Origin of the sequence: Chelatococcus sp. YT9 (assembly GCF_018398315.1) — a bacterium.
Classification (GTDB): domain Bacteria; phylum Pseudomonadota; class Alphaproteobacteria; order Rhizobiales; family Beijerinckiaceae; genus Chelatococcus.
Genome location: NZ_JAHBRW010000001.1, coordinates 139,343 through 158,989, shown reverse-complemented (window position 1 = coordinate 158,989; position 19,647 = coordinate 139,343). Strand labels below are relative to the sequence as shown.

The window sequence follows — 19,647 nt, the reverse complement described above, 5'->3', positions numbered from 1 at the left end:
GCAATGACGATCGAATCCGGCAGGCGTATCAATGTTTTTGCATATGAGCTGATCGCTGCCGTGGGCCTTAGGCCTCCCGATCTGCCGACTTATCTTGCAGAGCATTTCGCGCAATGCGCGGAAGATCTGATCGTGGCGGCGCTGATCGAGGCACGCTGTCTTAGGCTGGGGCTGGATCCTGCTAGGCAACGGTATTGCGAGATCGGGGGCAATCACCCGATCGCGACCAGCGCGACTTTCCTGCTCAACCGCAAGCTTGGCATGACCGGCGTCATCGTCGAGGCCAATCCGGCCCTGCTGGATGACCTGCGCGCAGCCCGGCCCCAGGATGAGATTGTGCATGCGGCGATCACCGATGCCGATGCTGAGATCGTGCGTTTGGCGATTGCTCGAGCCAGCGAGCTAAGTTCGCTCGACCGGGCCTTCGTCACGCGATGGCCAGGTGCCGGGGGTGGCCTCGTCGTTGAGGTCGATGTGCCAGCTCTGCGGATCAACGATCTCTTGGCACAGCATTTTGCGAGCGATCCGCCCATCTATTTGTCGATCGACATCGAGGGCATGGACCTGCAGGTGCTGAAGGATACTGATTTTGGTCGCTTCCGCCCGTATATCGTCCAGGCTGAGCCGTCCGAGCACCATATCTCAGGAAACGCTCAAGCGATCATCGATTACCTCGCATCGCAGAACTACGTTCTGGTCGGGAAGACCGACGTGAACCTGATCTTCGTCGATGCCTTCGTCTTTCCGGACCTCCCACAGAATTTGCAAAGCAAGCTGGAGCTCGAACGTCAAGATCGGGATGCTGAGCGTGCGGCCTTTCAGGAACGGGTAACGAAGGCGGAAAGAGACGCTCGCGTTGCGCGGTCTGAGCTTGCCATTTTGCAGGACCGGCTGCGGGAGGCGCAGATGCTTCTGGGACAAGATACCCGGTAGGCTCTTCCAGACAGTCCTACCCTCCAGCTGCCGCCGCTAGCGTGAATCCGGCTTCTGCGGCACTGCGGTCACCGTCACATTCACGTGCCGCGCGCGGCCGGCTCCGAGCCCGAAGAGCATGCCCGCGATCGTGACACCGGCGTAAAGCAGCGCGACGCTGTCCCAGGAGCCTGTCCAGCTGTGCAGGAGCCCGGTTGCGAATGGCCCGGTGGCGGCTAGCGTATAGCCGACGCTCTGCGCCATGCTCGAGAGCCGCGCGGCTACATGGGCATCGGGGGACCGCAGCACGATGGTGAGAAGCGCCAGCGCGAAATTCCCGCCCTGGCCGATACCCAGCAGCAAGGCCCAGATCGCGACGGTGGAGAGGGGGGCGAAAAGGCAACCGAGCATACCGAGGAGGCCGATCGACATGATGATGATGATCATGCCACGCTGGTCCCGCCTCCGCGCGGCGAGGATCGGCGCGATCAGCGCCGCTGGCACCTGAGCCAGCACCGAACCCGACACCGTGAGCCCGGCCGTCATGGGATCGAGGCCGCGGTCACGCAGGATCTGAATGAGCCAGCCGAAGACGATATAGGCGAGCAGCGATTGCAGGCCGGTGAAAAGGGTTACCTGCCAGGCCAGGCGATCTCGCCACAAGCCGGTGACGGCATATTGGACGGGCTTGGCGTGATCGCTGAGCCGCTTGGGGATGCAGGGCCACCATAGGATGGCGGCGAGCACGGCGGGCACCGCCCAGAAGGCGAGCGCGGCGGGCCAGCTGTCGAAGGCCCTGGCCAATGGCACAGTCGCGCCGGCCCCGAGCGCGCCACCGGCACAGAGCGCCATTGTATAGACGCCGGTCATCAGACTGGCGTGTTTTGGGAAGTCCCGCTTGACAAGCCCCGGCATCAGCACGCCGATGATGCCGATTGCGGCGCCGGCGACGATCGTGCTCCCGAGTAGCGGCAGCATGGATGGGAAGAGGCGCAGTGCGAGGCCCGCTGCCATGGCGAGAAGAACGACCAGCACGACCCGCTCCGTGCCGAAGCGGCGGGCGAGCGGGGGCGCCGTCAGGCCCAGCGCTCCGAGGCACAGGACCGGAAGCGTGGTGAGCACGCTGACGAAGGTGGTGGATGCGCCGGTGTCGCGCATCAGTTCCTCGAGCACCGAGCCGACACTGGAAAGCGCCGGCCGAAGGTTGATGGAAACGAGAACCAGCACGATGGCTAGCCACCAACGCGGCACCCCTGGGCTGGCAGCTGGAGCTTGAGGTGGTTCAACCAGTGACGCTTCGGGAAGGAGTTCGTCTGCGAGGGTGGGAGAAGTTGGGCCCTTGGACGATATATGTCCTTCGGGCAAACCGGGCGCGGTTGGTCCCGCTACCTCTGTCGTCATTGCATCAGCTTTCAGGGCGGCGGGGAGGGGTCTTCCGCCTGAGGCCCGGCCACGGCCACAAAAGAACAATCGACGAGATGTCGCGCGGCCCGCGCGGCATCTTGGGGAGCCTGGCTGACGATGGCGTCGAGCAGCGCCCTATAATCATCTTGCGCGGGACGTGCCGCGCCAGCATCGCGTCCCGTATCTAGCAGATTTTGGGCGCGCGGTGAAAGTAGACTGACGGATGACGCGACGACGCGATAGAGTGAGGAAATGGCCTTATTGTGGGCCGCGTCGGCGACGGAGCAGTGGAAACGATATTCACTGGGCCCGGAACCGCGACCTTTTGACGGGGAGGTGAAGATGTCCTCGATAGCGGAAGTGATGCGGCCGACATCCTCGAAATCGCGACGTTCGGCCGCTAGACGCGCCAGGGCTTCGTTCAACATCCGCCAAAGGTCGAGCCTGTCATCGAAGCTCGTGTCAGCGAGGGCCTTCAACAGGGCAGCGGAATCAGTCTGGCTGCGCACATAGGTGCCATCGCCCTGGCGGACCTCGAGAATGCCGGCATGGGCTAGGGCTCTCACCGCCTCGCGCACGGTGTTGCGGCTGATTTTCAGATGGCCCGCAAGTTCCGTCTCAGTTGGAATGCGCGAGCCGATAGACCAGGTGCCGGCCTCGATCGCGCTGCGGATATTGTCGATGGCATTATCGACGAGGGAGCGGCGGTTCGCGGCGGTCAGCATCGATCTTCGTCCATCCGGCCCGCACACCGGGCACCGAGGCCTTCATGATCGGCGCTATATTTTACCGCCCGGATAAGACGTTTGCCGGAATAGTGAGGTAACAGGCGCTCAGGAGCGGCGGGTCTCGATCCGAGCCTTGGCGAGCACCTTGCGCATCAGACTGGGCAGGGCCTCGGTATTGAGCTTCGCGGCGGCCACCCAGCGCATGCCTACCGGGGCAGGGGTCTTCTGGGACACGTCAGCGCGCAGAACCGTCAGCTCCAGTGGAAAATGCGTGAAAACGTGGCGCACCGCTCCGTTCAGCGCAGCCCAGCGCGCCTGCAGCGGCGCGTGCGCCAGCACGTCAGGGCCGGGCCCCTCCGGAGACCATGGACTCCCGGGCAGCTCTGCCATGCCGCCGAGCAGCCCCTCCGGCGGCCGGGTGCGAAGCAGGACCGCGCCATCACTCCGCACGGCCACGAAGCTCGTGCCGAGACGCAACGTGCCCTCCTTCTTGGCAGCCTTGCGCGGAAAGGTTTCCGCGGTGCCCGCGGCGCGCGCCAGACAAGCGGCGGACCAGGGGCACAACACGCAGGCCGGCCGCTTCGGTGTGCAGATGGTCGCGCCGAGATCCATGAAGGCCTGCGCGAAGTCCCCGGCGCGTTGGGGCGGAACAAGCGCCTGGGCGAGCGCGTGGAACAGCGGTTTAGCCTTGGGCAGCGGCTCTTCCACCGCATAAAGGCGCGCCAGCACCCGCTCGACATTGCCATCGACGGCCGCGGCGGGAATGTCGAACGCGATAGCGGCCACAGCGGCTGACGTGTAGGCGCCGATGCCGGGCAGGGCACGCAACTGTTCAATGTCGGCCGGGAAGCGTGCGCCATGGCGAGCCACGACCATCTGCGCGCAGGCATGCAGATTGCGCGCGCGAGAGTAGTAGCCAAGCCCCGCCCAAGCTTGCATCACCGCCTCCTGAGGGGCGCGTGCGAGATCACCGACCGTCGGGAAGCGCTGCAGGAAGCGTTCAAAAAATGGCTTCACGGCTGTCACGGTGGTCTGCTGCAGCATGATCTCCGACAGCCACACGCGGTAGGGATCGGCCGTTTCGCCGGGCTTTGCCCGCCAGGGCAGGTCGCGGCGGTGGCGGTCGTACCAGGCGAGCAGGGCCGCGGCCTCCACAGGCTCCGAGCTGGCCGCTGGTGCGAGAAGATCGGCCTGTTCCGGGATCGCGCGTGAAGGGCGCCTCGACTGGGCTGGCTTGCGAGCGGGCTTCACGGCGGCGGCTTCGGTGTCTACCATGATGTGATCTGTAGCGGCCTGCTCGCGGTCAGGCTAGAGCAAGTCCGTTGCTTGTGATTGGCTCAAGGGACCGCTCGGCCCCTCTGGGGTTGGCCGCTTTGGGGGCGTTCGGACATCGGGATGAGCCTTGGATCGAGCTATGACGCAATCTTTCCGGTCTAACCAGCGACTTGTTCCACGCGCTCCGGGGGGGGCCTTCGCGCGGCCGCATCAGCGGCTTCTGGCGAAGCCTCTAGCCGATCTTGTGGATGACTGCATCGCGCCGGTGCTCGCAAAGCAGGGCTTCGCGGCGGCCGACATTATCATGGCCTGGCCCGAAATCGTTGGAGAGCGGCTGGCGCGCCACGCTGAACCTATCAGGCTCGACTGGCCAGGAGGGGCCCGGCGGCGCTATGCCGATGAGGCAGAGCCCGCGACGCTTGTGGTGCGTGTCACGGGCGCTTTCGCGCTTGAGTTGCAGCATATGGCGCCTGTCGTCATCGAGCGCGTGAACAGCCATTTCGGCTGGCGCTGCGTAGCGCGACTCGCCCTGCGCCAGGGACCGCTGCAGCGCAGACCCGTGGTCGCCGAGCCGCCCCGGCACCTGTCGTCGGCGGCCGCGCGCGCTGTTGAGGACCGCATCGCGGAAGTGGCCGACGAAGGCTTGCAACAGGCGCTCAGACGTCTTGGTCAGGCGGTGCTGTCGCGGTAGACAACCTTTCGCCGCCTTTAGGCCGCTATTGCACGTAACCGTGACTGAACGGTCGCTTGCCAGATGCGTTGCCGCATCTATGGTGTGCGCCGAACAGGCGTGGCCAGCAATCTGACTTGCCTGTGTAGCTCGAACTCGCCGCCGGAGGCGGCGCCCTATCAAGGAGACTATCGCGATGACGCTCAGCCGTCGCACTTTCGCTGCTTGCCTTGTCGGTACCATTGCCGCAGGTGTCATAGGTCTCCCGGGGCTTTCCTTGCAATCGGCCATGGCCCAGTCGCCGACCGATCTCAACGCGCAGGGGCCGCTCGGCGACGTCGTGCTTGGCTCTCCCGATGCCAAGGTTACCATCATCGAATACGCCTCTCTGACATGCTCGCATTGCGCGCATTTTCACGAGGCGACCTATCCCACATTGAAGTCGAAATACATCGATACCGGCAAGGTGCGCTTCATCCTGCGCGAGTTCCCGCTGGATCCGCTGGCGACGGCGGGCTTCATGTTGGCCCGTTGCGCTGGCAACGATAAATACTATGCCGTGACGGATCTGCTGTTCGATCAGCAGCGCAACTGGGCCTTCAACGACAAGCCGCTCGATGCCTTGCTGCAACTAGCCAAGCAGGCTGGTTTCACACAGGAAAGTTTCGAAGCCTGCTTGAAGGACCAGAAGACCTATGATGCGGTGAACTGGGTAAGGGACAACGGCGCCAACAAGCTCGGCGTCAATGCCACCCCCACCTTCTTCATCAATGGGAAGGCTGAGAACGGAGCGATTTCGGTTGATCGTCTGGAGCAGATTCTTACACCCCTCGTCGGCGGGTAAGGATCACGCGGCGTATGTGGCGGCGCGCGCTCCCACGTGGCTGGCGCCGCGCACCGGACTTTCGATGGGACAAGATGCTCCATCGCGGGACCTGCCGGCGTTAGTAGCCGGCGCTGATTCCGGCTGGGCCGAACAATGTGTGTTGACCGCCGGAGCCGCGGGCGCCCGGCGGCAGCCCGTTATGGTCACACCATGAAGCTCACTCGCCTCAAGATCGCGGGCTTCAAGTCCTTCGTCGAGCCGTCCGAGTTCCTGATCGAGCCGGGCCTCACGGGTGTCGTCGGCCCCAATGGCTGCGGGAAGTCGAATCTCGTCGAGGCGCTTCGTTGGGTCATGGGCGAAAGCTCGTATAAGTCCCTGCGTGCTTCGGGCATGGATGACGTCATCTTTGCCGGCACCAATGGTCGGCCGGCGCGCAACAGCGCCGAGGTGATGGTCGTCGTGGACAACAGCGGCCGGACGGCGCCTGCTGCCTTCAACGATTCCGACAATCTGGAAATCGCCCGCCGGATTGAGCGTGAGTCGGGCTCCTCCTATCGCATCAACGGTCGCGAGGTCCGTGCCCGCGACGTGCAACTCCTGTTCGCGGACGCGGCGACCGGCGCACGTTCCCACGCGATGGTGCGCCAGGGGCAGATCGGCGAGATCATCGCGGCGAAGCCTCAGGCGCGCCGCCGTATCCTGGAGGATGCGGCCGGCGTCGCTGGCCTGCATACCCGCCGCCATGAAGCCGAATTGCGCCTCAAGGCGGCCGAGGACAACCTGCTGCGGCTCGATGACGTGATGCGCGAGATCGAGACGCAAGTCGATGCGCTCCGCCGGCAAGGACGGCAGGCCCAGCGATACCGCTCGCTGTCGGCCGACATCCGCAAGCTTGAAGCGCTCATCCTGCTCATTGCTTTCACCGAGGCGCGTGCCACCGTGGCGCAATCCGAGCAGGCGCTGGCTGCTGAAGTGAGGCTGGTTGCAGAACGCACCCAGGCGCAGGCTGAGGCTGTCAAGGCGCAGGCCATTGCAGCTCACGCGCTTCCGGGGTTGCGACAGGTAGAGGTCGAGGCTGCGGCGGCTCTGCAGCGCTTGACCCTGGCGCGCAACGAGCTCGATGGCGAGGAGCGGCGCTCGCGCGAGCGACAGACCGAGCTGGAGCGCCGGCTGGTCGAAATCGACCGTGATCTGGCGCGTGAACAGGCGTCGGGTAGCGACGCGGCGATGACGCTGCTGAAGCTGCGGGGCGAACAGGACGAACTCAGCGCTGCCTCGGGCGACACGGACGACGCAAAGGCCCTCAAGGCAGAACTGGCGACGGCGGAGGCGCGCCTGGCGAGCGCCGAGCGCGAGCTGGTCGCCTTTCAGGCAGAGCTCGCGGAAGCGAGCGCCAAACACGCTGCCTTCGAGCGGTCGCTGCGGGATGAGCGATCCCGCGTCGAGCGCGCCGCACATGAACGCAGGGTCATTGAAGATCAACTCGCCGAGCTGGACGACGGCACTGCCGGAGCGGACGCCCTGGAAGCGCTCCGCGAGGGCCTGGCTTTGGCCGAAGAGCGTTCCGCGATCGCCGAGGAGGGGATCGCCGAGGCGCGCCTCGCCGTCGAGATGGCGCGCGATCGCGAAGCCCAAGTCGCAGGCCCCGCCGCCGAGCTGGAGCGTCGGGCGCAGCGCCTGGACACCGAGGCGCGGACCCTCGCAAAGCTTGTTGCGGCGCCGACGGACGGCCCCTGGCAGGGTGTCATAGAGACCATCACGGTTAGCAAGGGCTATGAAGCCGCGCTTGCCGCTGCGCTCGGCGAGGATCTCGACGCCCCGCTCGCGTGCTCTGCGCCTTCACACTGGGCGGATGTCTCGGCCATGGCGGCGGAAGACCCGGCACTTCCAGATGGGGCAGTGCCGCTGGCCGACAGTGTCGACGGACCGTCCGCTCTCGCCCGTCGCTTGAGCCAGATCGGCGTTGTGGAGCGTCGTGACGGAGCGCGGCTTCGCCCTTCGCTGAAGCCCGGACAACGGCTCGTCTCGCGCGAAGGTGATCTCTGGCGCTGGGACGGCTTCACGGTCGCCGCCGAGGCACCATCCCCAGCGGCACGCCGACTCGCCGAACGCAATCGTCTCGCCGAGCTCGAGGCCGAGGCTGCCGAGGCGCGTCTCGCCGCAGATGAAGCGGCCGAAGGGTTGCACGACGCCCGCGAAAGCGTCGCCGAGGCCGCTCGCCGGGAGGGAGCCGCGATCGAGGCCGAGCGCGCTGCCCGCCGCGAAATGGACAGGGCCCGCGAGGCATTCACCACGGCCGAGCGCAACGACGCGGCGGCGGCAGCGCGCCGGCTCGGCCTCGTTGAGGCTCAGGCCCGGCTTTGCGCGGCGGAGGAGGAAGGGCTGGCCCGTATCGAGGAAATCGAGGCGCGGCTGGACGAACTCGATACTTTGCCCGAGATAAAGGGGCGGCTTGATAGTTCGGCGGCGATCGTGGCCGCCCAGCGCGGCGCGACCGCTGATGTCAGGGCAAAGGTCCAGAGCCAGCAGCGCGAGGCGGAACTGCGCCGCCAACGCCACGCCGCGATCGCTGCGGAGATCGACGCCTGGACAGCCCGCGCGACGCGCGCGGCGGAAGCCAGTGAGGAACTCGCCGAGCGTCGTGCCGCCACCGAGACCGAGCTCGAACAGCTCGCGGAGGCGTCCGATACGTTTCTGCTGCGCCGCCGCACGCTTCTCTCGGAGATTGCCGAGGCCGAGGAGCGGCGCCAGGCGGCCGCCGATCGTCTCGCCGAGGCTGAAAAGGCTCTCGTAGACGCGGATCGGCTCGCCAAGGTTGCGCTCGAAGAACTCGCGACCGCCCGCGAGGCACGCGCCGGAACGGAAGCCCGCCTCGAGGCGGCACGCGCCAGGCTTACGGAGGTCATGCGCGACGTTGCCGAAACGCTGGAGGCCTCGCCGGCCACGCTCCACGAGCAGGCGGGCGTCGCCGTCGATTCGCAATTGCCGGAAGCCTCGACCGTGGAGACAAGGCTTGCCGACCTGAAGGCTGATCGCGAACGGCTGGGCGCGGTCAACCTGCGCGCCGAGATGGAATTGGCGGAAGCCGAGGAGAAGCGAGACAGTCTCACCGGCGAGCGCAGTGACCTGACGGAGGCGATTCGGCGCCTGCGCCAGGCGATCGGCAATCTCAATCGTGAGGGGCGCGAGCGGCTGCTCGCCGCCTTCGATATCGTGAACGGACATTTCCAGCGCTTGTTCACCAGCCTTTTTGGCGGGGGCACGGCCGAGCTGACGCTGATTGATTCGGACGATCCGCTTGAGGCCGGCCTGGAGATCCTCGTGCGGCCGCCCGGCAAGAAGCCCCAGGTGATGACGCTTCTGTCCGGTGGCGAGCAGGCCCTGACCGCGACGGCGCTCATTTTCGCGGTGTTCCTCACAAACCCCTCGCCCGTCTGCGTTCTGGACGAGGTGGACGCACCCCTCGATGATGCCAATGTCGAGCGCTATTGCCAGCTCTTGCGTGACATGGCCCGGCAGACGGAAACGCGCTTCATCGTCATTACCCACAATCCGATCACCATGGCGCAGATGGACCGGCTGTTCGGCGTGACGATGGCCGAGCGCGGGGTTTCGCAGCTTGTCTCAGTGGACCTTGAGGTCGCCGAACGCATCCTCGAAGCGACCTAATGTTTGGATAGGGAGGAAAGTATTTCTCCCGGGTCACGGTGGAGTTGTAATTTTTCCAATTATCTCAAGGACTTATACTTTTTCGCCGTATTCTTGACACTCTCCCGGTCGCTCACTATTGTGCGCCGCGTTCATGGAGCCTTGAACTTCACGCCGACACCCTCAAAAAGAGTGCCGGCTTGACGTTTGTCTACATGGATCTCATCTAGCTGCGCCATTGTGCGCCGTCATTCCTAGGGATCTGCCATGGCTGGTGATAAGCCGCCGCCATCCGGGACAAACGGCCCGGCAGGATCCAGAGATCAGGAGCTCGCCAAGCGGCTCCATGATCTTGGTGACAGGCTCGCTGTGGCGGAGAAGGCAAGGCAATCTCCTTCGGGAGAGGCTGGCGCCGGTGACAAGGCGGATGCCTCGTCGCTTGGAAGCGCCATGCGGCTTGCCGGGGAGTTCGTTTCCGGCGTCATCGTCGGGGCGGCCCTTGGATGGGGAGTGGATCAGTTCTTCGGCACCAAGCCGTGGGGCCTGATGATCCTTCTATTGCTCGGTTTTGCGGCGGGCGTGATGAACGTCATGCGCGCGGCCGGGTTCGTGAGGTCGGGATCGAGGAAATAGCGATCCTGGTCTTTGGTTAGGCGGAGTGCGTCCGGTCATCCGGCGCGGACATGGAAGCGGGAGCCGAGCGGCCAATGGCCAGTCCCACCGAACAGTTCCAGATTAAGCCCCTCTCGGGTCCGCTTTTCCACATCAGTGAATCCCCGATTCACTTCACCAATTCTGCGGCCTTCATGGTCGCCTCGGTGGCGATCGTCATCGTCTTCCTGCTGCTGACCTCGAGCCGGCGCGCTATGGTGCCCGGCCGCCTCCAGAATCTCGGGGAATTAACCTACGAGTTCGTGGCCAACACCGTAAGACAATCCGCCGGCAAGGACGGCATGGTTTTCCTGCCGTTCGTGTTCTCGCTCTTCAGCTTCATTCTGATGGCGAACGTGCTGGGTCTGCTGCCGTACTCGTTTACGGTCACGAGCCAGATCATCGTCACGGGAGCGCTGTCGCTTCTCGTCATTGGCGTCGTGATCGTCTATGGCTTCGCCAAACATGGCATGGGCTTCCTCAAGCTCTTCGTGCCCTCCGGCGTGCCAGGCTGGCTCTTGCCGCTGCTCGTGGCCGTTGAGGTCGTCTCCTTCCTGTCCCGCCCGATCAGCCTGGCTGTTCGTCTTTTTGCCAACATGTTGGCCGGACACATTGCCCTCAAGATCTTCGCGGGTTTTGTCACGATCCTGCTGGCCCAGGGCTTCCTCGCCATCCTGTCGCCTCTGCCGCTCATCTTCACTGTCGCATTGACTGCGCTTGAGGTGCTCGTCGCGGTTCTGCAGGCCTATGTCTTCGCCGTGCTGACAAGCATTTATCTGCACGACGCCCTGCATCCCGGCCACTGATACCCCGGCCGGTTTTTCCGCCATCTCCCAAGGAGCACTAAAGATGGATCCTGTTGCAGCAAAGTACATCGGCGCGGGTCTCGCGTGCCTCGGTATGGCCGGCGCCGCCATTGGCCTCGGCAACCTCTTCGGTCAGTTCTTCGCCGGCGCCCTGCGCAACCCGTCTGCGGCTGATGGCCAGCGCCCGACCCTGCTCCTCGGCTTCGCGCTGACGGAAGCTCTCGGCATCTTCTCGCTTCTCGTCGCGCTGCTTCTGCTCTTCGCCGTCTGAGGCGAAGCTACATTCGAGTGATGGCGACCAGACCTTCGGAACTCGCGTCCGGGGGTCATCGCGCGATGCGGAGTTGACGAATGGCCGAACCGGTCACGACTGGGGCCGAAGCCCATGGCAGCGGCGCATTCCCGCCGTTCCAAGCCGAGACGTTTGCGTCGCAGCTGTTCTGGTTGGCGGTGACATTCGCTCTGCTTTACTGGTTCCTCGCGAAAGTGGCATTGCCGCGCATCGGCGGAACTATTGCGCAGCGGCACGAAAAAATTCAGGGCGACCTTCATGAGGCGATTGCCGCCAAGAAGGAAGCCGAAGCGGCTGGTCTCGCCTATGAGGCGGCGCTGTCGGATGCAAAGTCCCGTTCGCAGGCGATCGCGGCCGAGACGCATCAGCGCCTGCAGGCCGAAACGGACGCCAAGCGTCGTGAGCTTGACGCGGCCCTGGCCGAGAAGCTGGCTGCGGCCGAGAAGGTCATCTCGGAGACAAAGGCGGCAGCGCTCACCCATGTCGAGGGCATCGCCACCGATGCGGCTGACGCAATCCTTCAGCGCGTGCTCGGCGACAAGCCGCCCCAGGAACAGGTCTCCGCGGCCGTCAAGACAGCCTTGAAGGGGTAAGATCATGGACGCCACTTTCTGGGCCGCCGTCTCGTTCGTTCTCTTTCTCGTTCTGGCGCTTTATCTGGGTGGCGGTCGGGCTATCGTTGCGGGGCTCGATGCCCGTGCCAAGCGCATCTCCGATGAACTGGCCGAGGCGACGCGCTTCCGTGCTGAGGCCGAGGCCCTCCTGAAGGAATATCAGGCCAAGCGGGCTGCGGCCGAGAAGGAAGCCGCGGACATTGTCGCGAATGCGAAGGCGGAAGCTGAGCGCGTTGCCAATGAGGCCCACCAGCGGATGAGCGACTTTGTGGCGCGCCGCACGGCTTCCGCCGAGGCGAAGATCGCTCAGGCGGAGGCTCAGGCCACGGCGGAAGTGCGGGCAGCGGCTATCGATGCCGCCCTGAAGGCATCCGAGGTCGTCCTCAAGGATGCCGTCCAGGGTGAGAAGGGCGCTTCGATCTTTGCGTCGAGCCTTGCCGACCTGCGTTCGAAGCTTAACTGATAACACCTGAGCATTCTGCTCCGGTTCAATAGGAAGCCCGGCTCTGGTATGCGGAGCCGGGCTTTCTTTTTTCACCTGCGGTTTCGCAACCCTGGCCGGGACATCCCCGCCGATGAACGGCGACGGCCCAACGAAAAAACCCCGGCGTGCGCCGGGGTTCGTCGTTTTAGGCGGCGATGCAGATGAGATCAGCTGATCGACTTCAGGAAGTCCTCGTAGTCGCTTTCGCTCATCAGGCTCTCGAACTCGGCTGGATCAGCGAGCTTCATCTTGAAGAACCAGCCCTTGCCGGTGGGATCTTCATTGATGGTCCCGGGAGCGGCCTCCAACTCAGAATTGATGGAGACCACTTCACCCGCCAGCGGCGCGTAGACTTCACTCGCGGCCTTCACGCTCTCCACCACGGCGGCATCGTCGCCCTTGGCAAACACCTTGCCGATCTCGGGGAGTTCGATGAACACGACGTCCCCGAGCTGCTCCTGGGCATAGTCGGTGATACCGACGGTCGCCGTATCACCTTCAAGGCGGACGTATTCGTGGTCCTTGGAATACCGTGTGGTCATATCTTTCTCCGGAAGGTCTTCTGTTGATCAGCGTTTGTAGCGATGAGCGACAAAGGGAAGGGGAACGATGCTCGCAGGAAGAAGCTTGCCGCGTACGGACAGCTGAATATCCGTGCCCACCGCCGCGAAGTCACGGACGACATAGCCCATAGCGATGGGGCCCTCAGCCGTCGGTCCGAAGCCGCCTGAGGTCACCTCGCCGATGAGTTCGCCGCTGGCATCGAGAATCTGCGTGCCCTCCCGTGCCGGCGCCCGCCCCTGGGGCAGGATACCGACGCGCTGCCGCAGCGGCCCCTCGGCGAGCTCGCCTACGATGCGGCGATAGCCGGGGAAGCCGCCATCGGTGCGTCGGCGCTTCTGGATGGACCAGGAGAGGCCTGCCTCCACGGGAGAGGTCTCCTGATTGATGTCATGACCGTAGAGGCAGAGGCCCGCCTCGAGTCTCAGCGAATCGCGCGCGCCGAGGCCAACCGGCTCGACCTCAGGCTGGCTCATGAGCAGATCCCAGAGCGCCACCGCGTCACCGTTGGCGACGGAGATCTCATAGCCGTCCTCACCCGTGTAGCCGGAACGTGAGACGAGCGTCGAAATATCGCCGATGGTGAGCGCGGCGACGGTCATAAAGCCCATTCCCGCGGCTGCTTCGTCGTAGCGTGCGAGAACGGCTGCGGCCTGGGGACCCTGGAGCGCGAGCAGTGCTCTGTCGTCGTTGCGCTGCAGCTTGACCTCTTCCGGCAGGTTCAGGTTGAGGTGGACGTAATCGGATTCCTTGCAGCCTGCGTTCACCACGAGCATAAGCTTGCCGTCGTCCGCCGGGTCGGGGCCGCGCGCAACCATGAGATCGTCAAGGATACCGCCCTGCTCGTTGAGGAACTGAGTATAGCGCTGCCGACCGAGGCCCAGCCCGGCAATATCGGCGGGAACGAGAGCTTCCAGCGCGGCTGCGGTCGTCGCGTGATCGGGACCGACGAGAACAGCCTGCCCCATGTGCGAGACATCGAACAATCCAGCCGCCGCCCGGGTATGAAGATGCTCGTGCAGGATGCCCTTGCTGTACTGGATAGGCATTTCATAGCCGGCAAAGGGCGCCATGCGAGCGCCAAGGGCAACGTGCCGCTCGTATAATGGAGTACGCAAGGGGAGATCGTCGTTCGACTGGCCCGCCATTCCAGATCCTTCCACAAAATAGGGACGCCCATGGTTATAATTGCCCAAACGGGCATCCGGTCCCAATGGAAACCGGATCCATGCGCACCCCCTCTGTCTGTGGACCTGAGAGATTTCCCGCCTGGACGGCGTCATAGCCATCCCGCGATTACCCCCGTCGGTGAGGCGGCCCAAGGGGCAACCCGCTTTCCAGAGTGTCAAATCCCGTGCGGTCCCTTGTGCCTGAGCGTTTCCGGGGTGGTTGCGCCTTCGGCGCCGGACCGTGGGGCGGTCCGGGCTCTTCCGCAGGGATGAACGACAGTGACCGTCATAAGCCCTCGGCCAGATCTGTCAATCGGCGCGGAGTGATTCCGCTTTTGCGCTGCACGTCTTTTCGGGCGCTGAATCACCCGGAGCTTCTATTCCTGCGCAATTTTGCGGGGAAACGGCATTTCTTCATCCCGGATTGCTCTAGCGGCGACGACCGCCTGTGCGCGCCTGTGCTGGGGCGCTGCCGAGGCCAACCATGATGGTGACTTCGCCTTCACCGGCTGGAACATCGATACCGTCCTCAACCACAGTGAAGGCGGTTTGCGTTTCCCCAGAGGCGAACGCCACGGCGGTTGTGCGGGTGCGATTGGCGACGACTGTATTGCCGCGCTTGACGGTGAAATGCACCGGGACGGTAACGCGGCCGACATTGCCGCCGGAACCGAGCAGCGCGAGCGCTTCGACGCCGATCTTCAGCTGATAACCACCGCCGCCGGTCATGGTGCATTCCCGGGCGACATCGGTGATGGAGACCTGGTAGCGTGGATTCTCGCCGCCGACCCGAATGGCGGAGCCGCCTTCGGTGATATCGACCTTGGGGCAAACGACCTCGTACTCTGGCACCGCTGCTTCCGGGGGCACGGTGGCTCCGCCATAGAGCAGGAAATTGCCGACCGAAGTGCCGCCGCTCGACGTCCCGGAAGAGGATGAGCAGCCTGCCAGCATCAGGCCGACAGCCAAAGCGATTGCACCGCTCCGAAGGGCCGGCCTGACGATATGCCGGTCTCGAGCCATCACAACCATTCACGATCTCCCTGCCAGTTCATCAGCATTCCTGCATAGGTTGGATCTGAACAAAGAGCCATAGAGGAGCGCCCTGGTCAAACCATCGCTCGACGCAGGGGTTCTCTCAGCGCCAGGGCAGCGAACGAATATTGAAAAACATCTTGCCATGCCAAGAGCATGTCGTTCATAGTGTATGAATATATAGTGAAAGAATTCCTCTTCTTTTTTCATAAGAAAAAATTGCGGTAGATGACATGAACATCGCCAACAGACAGTATTGGAAAGAAAAGTCAGGTCGTGATTATCAGCAGCAACAGGCCTACAGGATAGAAACAGGCAACAGTGCTTATAGACAGCAGGAGGCCTGGCTCCTGTCATATCTGGAGCAGGAGCGGCGTCGTCAAAAACTCGATAGGCCTCTGCGCGTGCTCGACTTCGGCTGTGGTTTTGGACGACTCGCAGGGCCCATAAGCGCGCTGCAAGGGGTCGCCTATCACGGCTACGATTTTTCATCGGCCATGGTCGCGGATCTCCTCACCGCGCCGCCCCCGGCGCTCGCGGAGGTGGCGCGCGACCGCGTCCGGGTGGCGGACTCGATCGAAGCGGCTTTTCCGACCGATTGCTTTGATATCATTTTTACAATCTCGGTCCTTATCCACAACAACGAGGCTCAGGCGCAGGAACTCATCAGCCAGATGTCTCGGCGGCTCGCACCGGAAGGGCGACTCGTTCTCATCGAGAACCGTCTCGTGGCGGCGACACTGTTCCAGAACACTTGGCATGCCGGTTGCTGGGTTCATGCTTTCGCAGACTACGCCGCGGGGGTGTGGGATGTCGCTGTCATCGAAGGCGTTACCGATCAGCACGGGATCTACATTCTTGCCCCCCTCGATGGGCCGCGAGACAGTCGCTTCACTTATCGGGACCCATCGACGCTCCACGACAGGTCGCTGGATCTCGAGGAGCTGCGCGTGCTCGCGCTTTCTTACACGCTGGAGCAATTGAGAGGTGCGCCGAACGGACCGCCCGATCCGTCAGGAAGCCTCGATAGCGCGGCCCAGGCCCGCGTTCATGATCTGTCGGAGCGCAATACTCATCTTGAGCGCGTTATTAGGGAAATGAGGGAAGCGCGTGGCAAGCGCGAGCGGCTGGATGAGACACTTGGTGCTGTCCTCGGAACGGCGAGGCGCCCCGAAGTCGATCAGCAACCGACCCCGCCGGCCAGGCAGAGCGCTTCGCCTTTCAGCCTCTGGGATATAGAGCCTGACACGCGCTATGCCCATGACGTCCCGGGCTTTGGCCAGGTGCTCCACGTCTTCCACAAGGAGTGGTTCGGGATAAGAGCCGCTGCCGGCGCGCTCCCAGGCCGAAAGCTCGCTCTGTCCGCAGAGCCGGTAAATGGCCGCGTTCTGCGAGAGACCGTACGCGCCATTCTGGCGGCGGGGGTTCAGCGCATCGTTTTTCACGGCTTCTCGGAAAACACGCCAGCGATTGTGGAAGGGCTTGCCGGTCAGGGGTTTGGTGAGCGGATGTTCCTGGTGCACCATGGCGGAACGACCCAGTGGATCAATAACCGGGAGCGTCACTATGCCTTTGGCGTTATCGACCTCCTGAGAAGGGGGCGCCTGCGCAAGGCGCATTTCATGCGCCCAGGCTTTGACTTTCCGGTCTGCGGACTGTTCAGGCCACTGCTGTTCAACCTCTCGCCGCAACATGGCGCTTCGGATTGTTTCAGGAGCGATCCGCTCCCCGCGACGGTTTTTGCTCCGGGGTGGGCCGGCTGGATCAAGAACGTTTCTACCAACGTCCTCGGTGCGGCGTTGTCGCCGTCCGTCGAGAAGATCTGGGTCTACGCGGAAGATCTCGCTTTGCCGCCGCCGCTCGACGCAAAGCTACAGCACATACAGTTCCGGGACCGGGAGGACACGTTCCGTCGTATGGCGGCGTCGCAAATGTGTCTGAATGCGTCGCTTATCGATTGTCATCCGGTGGTCAATCTTGAGGCACAGAGCCTCGGTCGGCCATGTATCCGCGGTCCTCTCTTCCTCGATGCGCTGGAGGATCATCCGTATGTACGCCTCACCCAAGTCGATGATGTCTCGGCAGCGACGGAGGTGAGAGCCGCCATCGAGCGTGTGCTCGATATCCCCCGCGATGAACGCGAACATCTCACGCGCGACTACCAGGCGCAGAGCAATGCCATCGCGATTGACCGTTACCGTGAATTCCTGGAGCTCTGAGGCGATGGGTATCTTGGCATTCGTGACTTTCGAGCTTGCGCCCTTCACGCCGGGGGGATCGGTCGCGTGCTGCACAACATGCTTGCCAGCATGAGCGACGAGGACCGCAACCGCTCTCTCGTCATCCTGGTCGATGCTGACGTGGCGACGGATGGCTTTGCCGAACTTTTCCCTGGCGTTGGGCTCGTGAAGGTCGATACGTCGCGGCACGAGCCAAGTCGCCAGGCCCGGATGCTCGGCGCGCATGTGGCACCTGCGGCAGCCTATGGACATAGCCCGCATCACTGGCGGTCGGTCGTCGTGCAGCAGGCCCTCGCCGAAGCCGCCACACGCCACGTGCTCGACTATGTCGAATTTCCGGATTGGGGCGGGCTCGGCTTCGCCACTATCCAGGAACACCGGCTGCGAGGCTTTCTCGGCAATGCCGTTGTCGCGGTCCGCCTCCATAGCGCCCATCGCGTCCTGTTGCAGGCCGAGCCCCGGGCGATCTCGCGCAACGATCTCAACCTGTGTGATCTCGAGCGGAAGTGCCTGCGCGATTGCGATGTCGTGGTTGGCCAGTCGCGTCCCTTCGCGGAACTGGCGCGCGCGATCTTCGGCCTCGATCCCGCCGATTGGGAGCGACGTCTCATCATGCACGCGCCGCCCGTGCTCCTCGACGGGCGCGAGCCGGCGGCTCAGACCATTGACGCCGCTTCCGACCAGGCAATCCGCTTCATTTCCAAAGTGCAGCCCTTCAAGCGACCCGACCTGTTCGTGCGAGGCGTTTCAGGCTTCATGCGCCGCGAAGCCGGCTACGTCGGTACGGCTGCCCTCAATGCCCATGCCTTCGAGCCGGACTACTACACTTATATCGACTCGTTGATCCCGTCCGACCTCGGGCCTCGCTTCCAAAAAGGCCCCAATACGGGTGATCGCCAGCGTCAGGCGATGATAGCGGCGAGTACGGTGGTTGTGCCGAGCGAAATCGAGTCTTTTTGCCTCGCGGCCTACGAGGCCTCCCTTCTCGGCGCACGGGTCGTGCTGAATGGCGCCAATCCGGCCTTCGGAGTGGGTACGCCATGGATTGATGGCGAGAACTGCGTCAAGTTCGACGGAACGGCCCTCGGCCTTACCGATGCGCTGGAGCGCATTTTTTCCCCGACGCTTCACCTGCAGCCAGTCTCACTACCTCTTGATCCCTGGCCGTGGGAGAACCTGCCACCGGTCGGACGCCGGTATGCTGTGACGAGCGAGCCGCTCGTCTCGGTCGTGATTCCGCATTTCAATCTTGGCGCCTACATACCGGAAGCGATCCAGAGCATTCTCGATCTCAGCTATGACAATATCGAGATTGTCGTTGTGGATGACGCGTCAACAGAAGAGGCTAGCCGCTTCATTGTCGAACAGCTGCGGCGCAAGGATGATCCACGACTGAAAGTCGTAACGCTCGAATGTAATCGCGGCCTTGCCAATGCCCGCAACGTCGGCGTCGCCCATGCGGCGGGTCAATACATCCTGACTCTCGACGCCGACGATCTTCTGCATCCGGGCTTTCTGTCTCTCGCGGTCGACGGGCTCGAGCGCAATCCTGAATTTGACTTCGTCGTCACCCAGGCCGGCTACTTCAACGAAACGAGTGGAATTCCTCTCCCCGGAGAGCAGGCAAATTTCATTGACTACGCAATCTTCACAGGCGAGGCGGCCGTCGCAGGCCTGACCGAAAACAGGTTTTCGACCGCGACGGCGGTCTTCAGAAAGACGCTGCTGCAGCGCTTCCCCTACAGGGAGGAATTGCGAGCCTATGAGGACTGGGATCTGTATCTCAGGCTATCCCAGGCGGATGTGCGTTGCCTCGTCACCACCGGCGTTTATTTTTACTATCGACGCCGGGCTGAATCGATGATTGCTCGATGCGAGGCGGAGGCCAAGACTCGCCCGATTTTGATTCATGACATGATGCGCGGTGCGGCTTCCGCCAGTCTGGGTGATCATGGTCGGCTTCTCGCGGTTTGCGCCGCCGCGACGGTGGAGAGCGAAGTCAGGCAGTTTCAGGAGCAGCGTCAGACCAGCCGGCTGCCGGAGGGACAGTTCATGCAAGCAGCGTTGAAGGCGCACAGCTACTGGATACGCTTGCCGATGCCGCTGCGAATGATCGCGGCAGGCAGCATGCTGCTGGTCTGGCTTAGCGCTCGTAACGTCATCCGTGCCTGGTATCGCTTTCGCTACCACCGCCCGGCGCATTCCTCGGCCCACGATGTGGTCCGCCACATGGCTCGTCGAGCAGCTCATCGCCGCCATCAGCGTCCGCAGCGGGTCTAGACCACGCTGCCAGGAGGTGGACGGCTCCAGGTGGACGGCTCCAGTGCGCTTC

At 63.6% G+C, this 19,647-nt stretch carries 17 protein-coding genes and 1 riboswitch; of the genes, 11 read left to right on the top strand and 6 right to left on the bottom strand.

Annotated features, from left to right (window positions below; all coding sequences use genetic code 11):
- Positions 1–3 precede the first annotated feature (3 nt).
- On the top strand, positions 4–933 hold the full coding sequence (locus tag KIO76_RS00720) for an FkbM family methyltransferase (protein WP_213321011.1): 930 nt from the start codon (positions 4–6) through the stop codon (positions 931–933).
- A gap of 36 nt (positions 934–969) precedes the next feature.
- Here KIO76_RS00720 and KIO76_RS00715 read toward each other — a convergent pair whose 3' ends face one another.
- From KIO76_RS00715 to mutY, 3 genes are all read right to left on the bottom strand, one after another.
- On the bottom strand, positions 970–2,139 hold the full coding sequence (locus KIO76_RS00715) for a CynX/NimT family MFS transporter (RefSeq protein WP_291976083.1): 1,170 nt from the start codon (positions 2,137–2,139) through the stop codon (positions 970–972).
- Positions 2,140–2,324: 185 nt separating this feature from the next.
- The gene (locus KIO76_RS00710) at positions 2,325–3,041 is read right to left on the bottom strand and encodes a FadR/GntR family transcriptional regulator (protein WP_213321010.1); all 717 of its coding nucleotides are present in this window, start codon (positions 3,039–3,041) and stop codon (positions 2,325–2,327) included.
- A 108-nt stretch (positions 3,042–3,149) separates the two neighbouring features.
- The gene (gene mutY / locus KIO76_RS00705; RefSeq protein ID WP_502761869.1) at positions 3,150–4,247 is read right to left on the bottom strand and encodes an A/G-specific adenine glycosylase; all 1,098 of its coding nucleotides are present in this window, start codon (positions 4,245–4,247) and stop codon (positions 3,150–3,152) included.
- A gap of 211 nt (positions 4,248–4,458) precedes the next feature.
- Here mutY and KIO76_RS00700 point away from each other — a divergent pair, with 211 nt between their 5' ends.
- From KIO76_RS00700 to KIO76_RS00665, 8 genes are all read left to right on the top strand, one after another.
- The gene (locus KIO76_RS00700) at positions 4,459–5,010 is read left to right on the top strand and encodes a DUF721 domain-containing protein (RefSeq protein ID WP_213321008.1); all 552 of its coding nucleotides are present in this window, start codon (positions 4,459–4,461) and stop codon (positions 5,008–5,010) included.
- Positions 5,011–5,185: 175 nt separating this feature from the next.
- Positions 5,186–5,833 carry a DsbA family protein gene (locus tag KIO76_RS00695; protein WP_213321007.1) on the top strand — a complete coding sequence of 216 codons (648 nt, stop codon included), beginning with the start codon at positions 5,186–5,188 and terminating at the stop codon, positions 5,831–5,833.
- A 192-nt stretch (positions 5,834–6,025) separates the two neighbouring features.
- The gene (smc, locus tag KIO76_RS00690; RefSeq protein ID WP_213321006.1) at positions 6,026–9,484 is read left to right on the top strand and encodes a chromosome segregation protein SMC; all 3,459 of its coding nucleotides are present in this window, start codon (positions 6,026–6,028) and stop codon (positions 9,482–9,484) included.
- A gap of 246 nt (positions 9,485–9,730) precedes the next feature.
- Positions 9,731–10,096, top strand: a complete 366-nt coding sequence (locus KIO76_RS00685) for an AtpZ/AtpI family protein (protein WP_213321005.1) — start codon at positions 9,731–9,733, stop codon at positions 10,094–10,096.
- 74 nt (positions 10,097–10,170) lie between these two features.
- On the top strand, positions 10,171–10,920 hold the full coding sequence (locus KIO76_RS00680; protein WP_213321004.1) for a F0F1 ATP synthase subunit A: 750 nt from the start codon (positions 10,171–10,173) through the stop codon (positions 10,918–10,920).
- Between the two features lie 43 nt (positions 10,921–10,963).
- Entirely contained in the window at positions 10,964–11,191 is a 228-nt protein-coding gene (locus tag KIO76_RS00675; protein WP_110376230.1) for a F0F1 ATP synthase subunit C, read from the top strand.
- An 80-nt stretch (positions 11,192–11,271) separates the two neighbouring features.
- Positions 11,272–11,805, top strand: coding sequence for a F0F1 ATP synthase subunit B family protein (locus KIO76_RS00670; RefSeq protein WP_213321003.1), 534 nt, complete (start codon positions 11,272–11,274; stop codon positions 11,803–11,805).
- 1 nt (position 11,806) lies between these two features.
- On the top strand, positions 11,807–12,289 hold the full coding sequence (locus KIO76_RS00665; protein ID WP_213324920.1) for a F0F1 ATP synthase subunit B family protein: 483 nt from the start codon (positions 11,807–11,809) through the stop codon (positions 12,287–12,289).
- 188 nt (positions 12,290–12,477) lie between these two features.
- Here the strand turns inward: KIO76_RS00665 and gcvH are convergent, their stop codons facing one another.
- The 3 genes from gcvH to KIO76_RS00650 all read right to left on the bottom strand — a co-directional run bounded on the left by gcvH (position 12,478) and on the right by KIO76_RS00650 (position 15,072).
- Positions 12,478–12,852, bottom strand: a complete 375-nt coding sequence (gene gcvH, locus KIO76_RS00660; RefSeq protein ID WP_213321002.1) for a glycine cleavage system protein GcvH — start codon at positions 12,850–12,852, stop codon at positions 12,478–12,480.
- 27 nt (positions 12,853–12,879) lie between these two features.
- On the bottom strand, positions 12,880–14,019 hold the full coding sequence (gene gcvT / locus KIO76_RS00655; protein WP_213321001.1) for a glycine cleavage system aminomethyltransferase GcvT: 1,140 nt from the start codon (positions 14,017–14,019) through the stop codon (positions 12,880–12,882).
- A 199-nt stretch (positions 14,020–14,218) separates the two neighbouring features.
- Positions 14,219–14,314: riboswitch (glycine riboswitch) on the bottom strand.
- 155 nt (positions 14,315–14,469) lie between these two features.
- A complete protein-coding gene (locus KIO76_RS00650; RefSeq protein WP_213321000.1) occupies positions 14,470–15,072 on the bottom strand; it encodes a hypothetical protein in 603 nt (200 codons plus the stop codon).
- Between the two features lie 236 nt (positions 15,073–15,308).
- On the opposite strand from KIO76_RS00650, the gene KIO76_RS00645 reads away from it, so the two are divergent.
- Entirely contained in the window at positions 15,309–17,294 is a 1,986-nt protein-coding gene (locus KIO76_RS00645; RefSeq protein ID WP_213320999.1) for a class I SAM-dependent methyltransferase, read from the top strand.
- Between the two features lie 66 nt (positions 17,295–17,360).
- Entirely contained in the window at positions 17,361–19,595 is a 2,235-nt protein-coding gene (locus tag KIO76_RS00640) for a glycosyltransferase family 2 protein (protein WP_213320998.1), read from the top strand.
- Positions 19,596–19,647 lie beyond the last annotated feature (52 nt).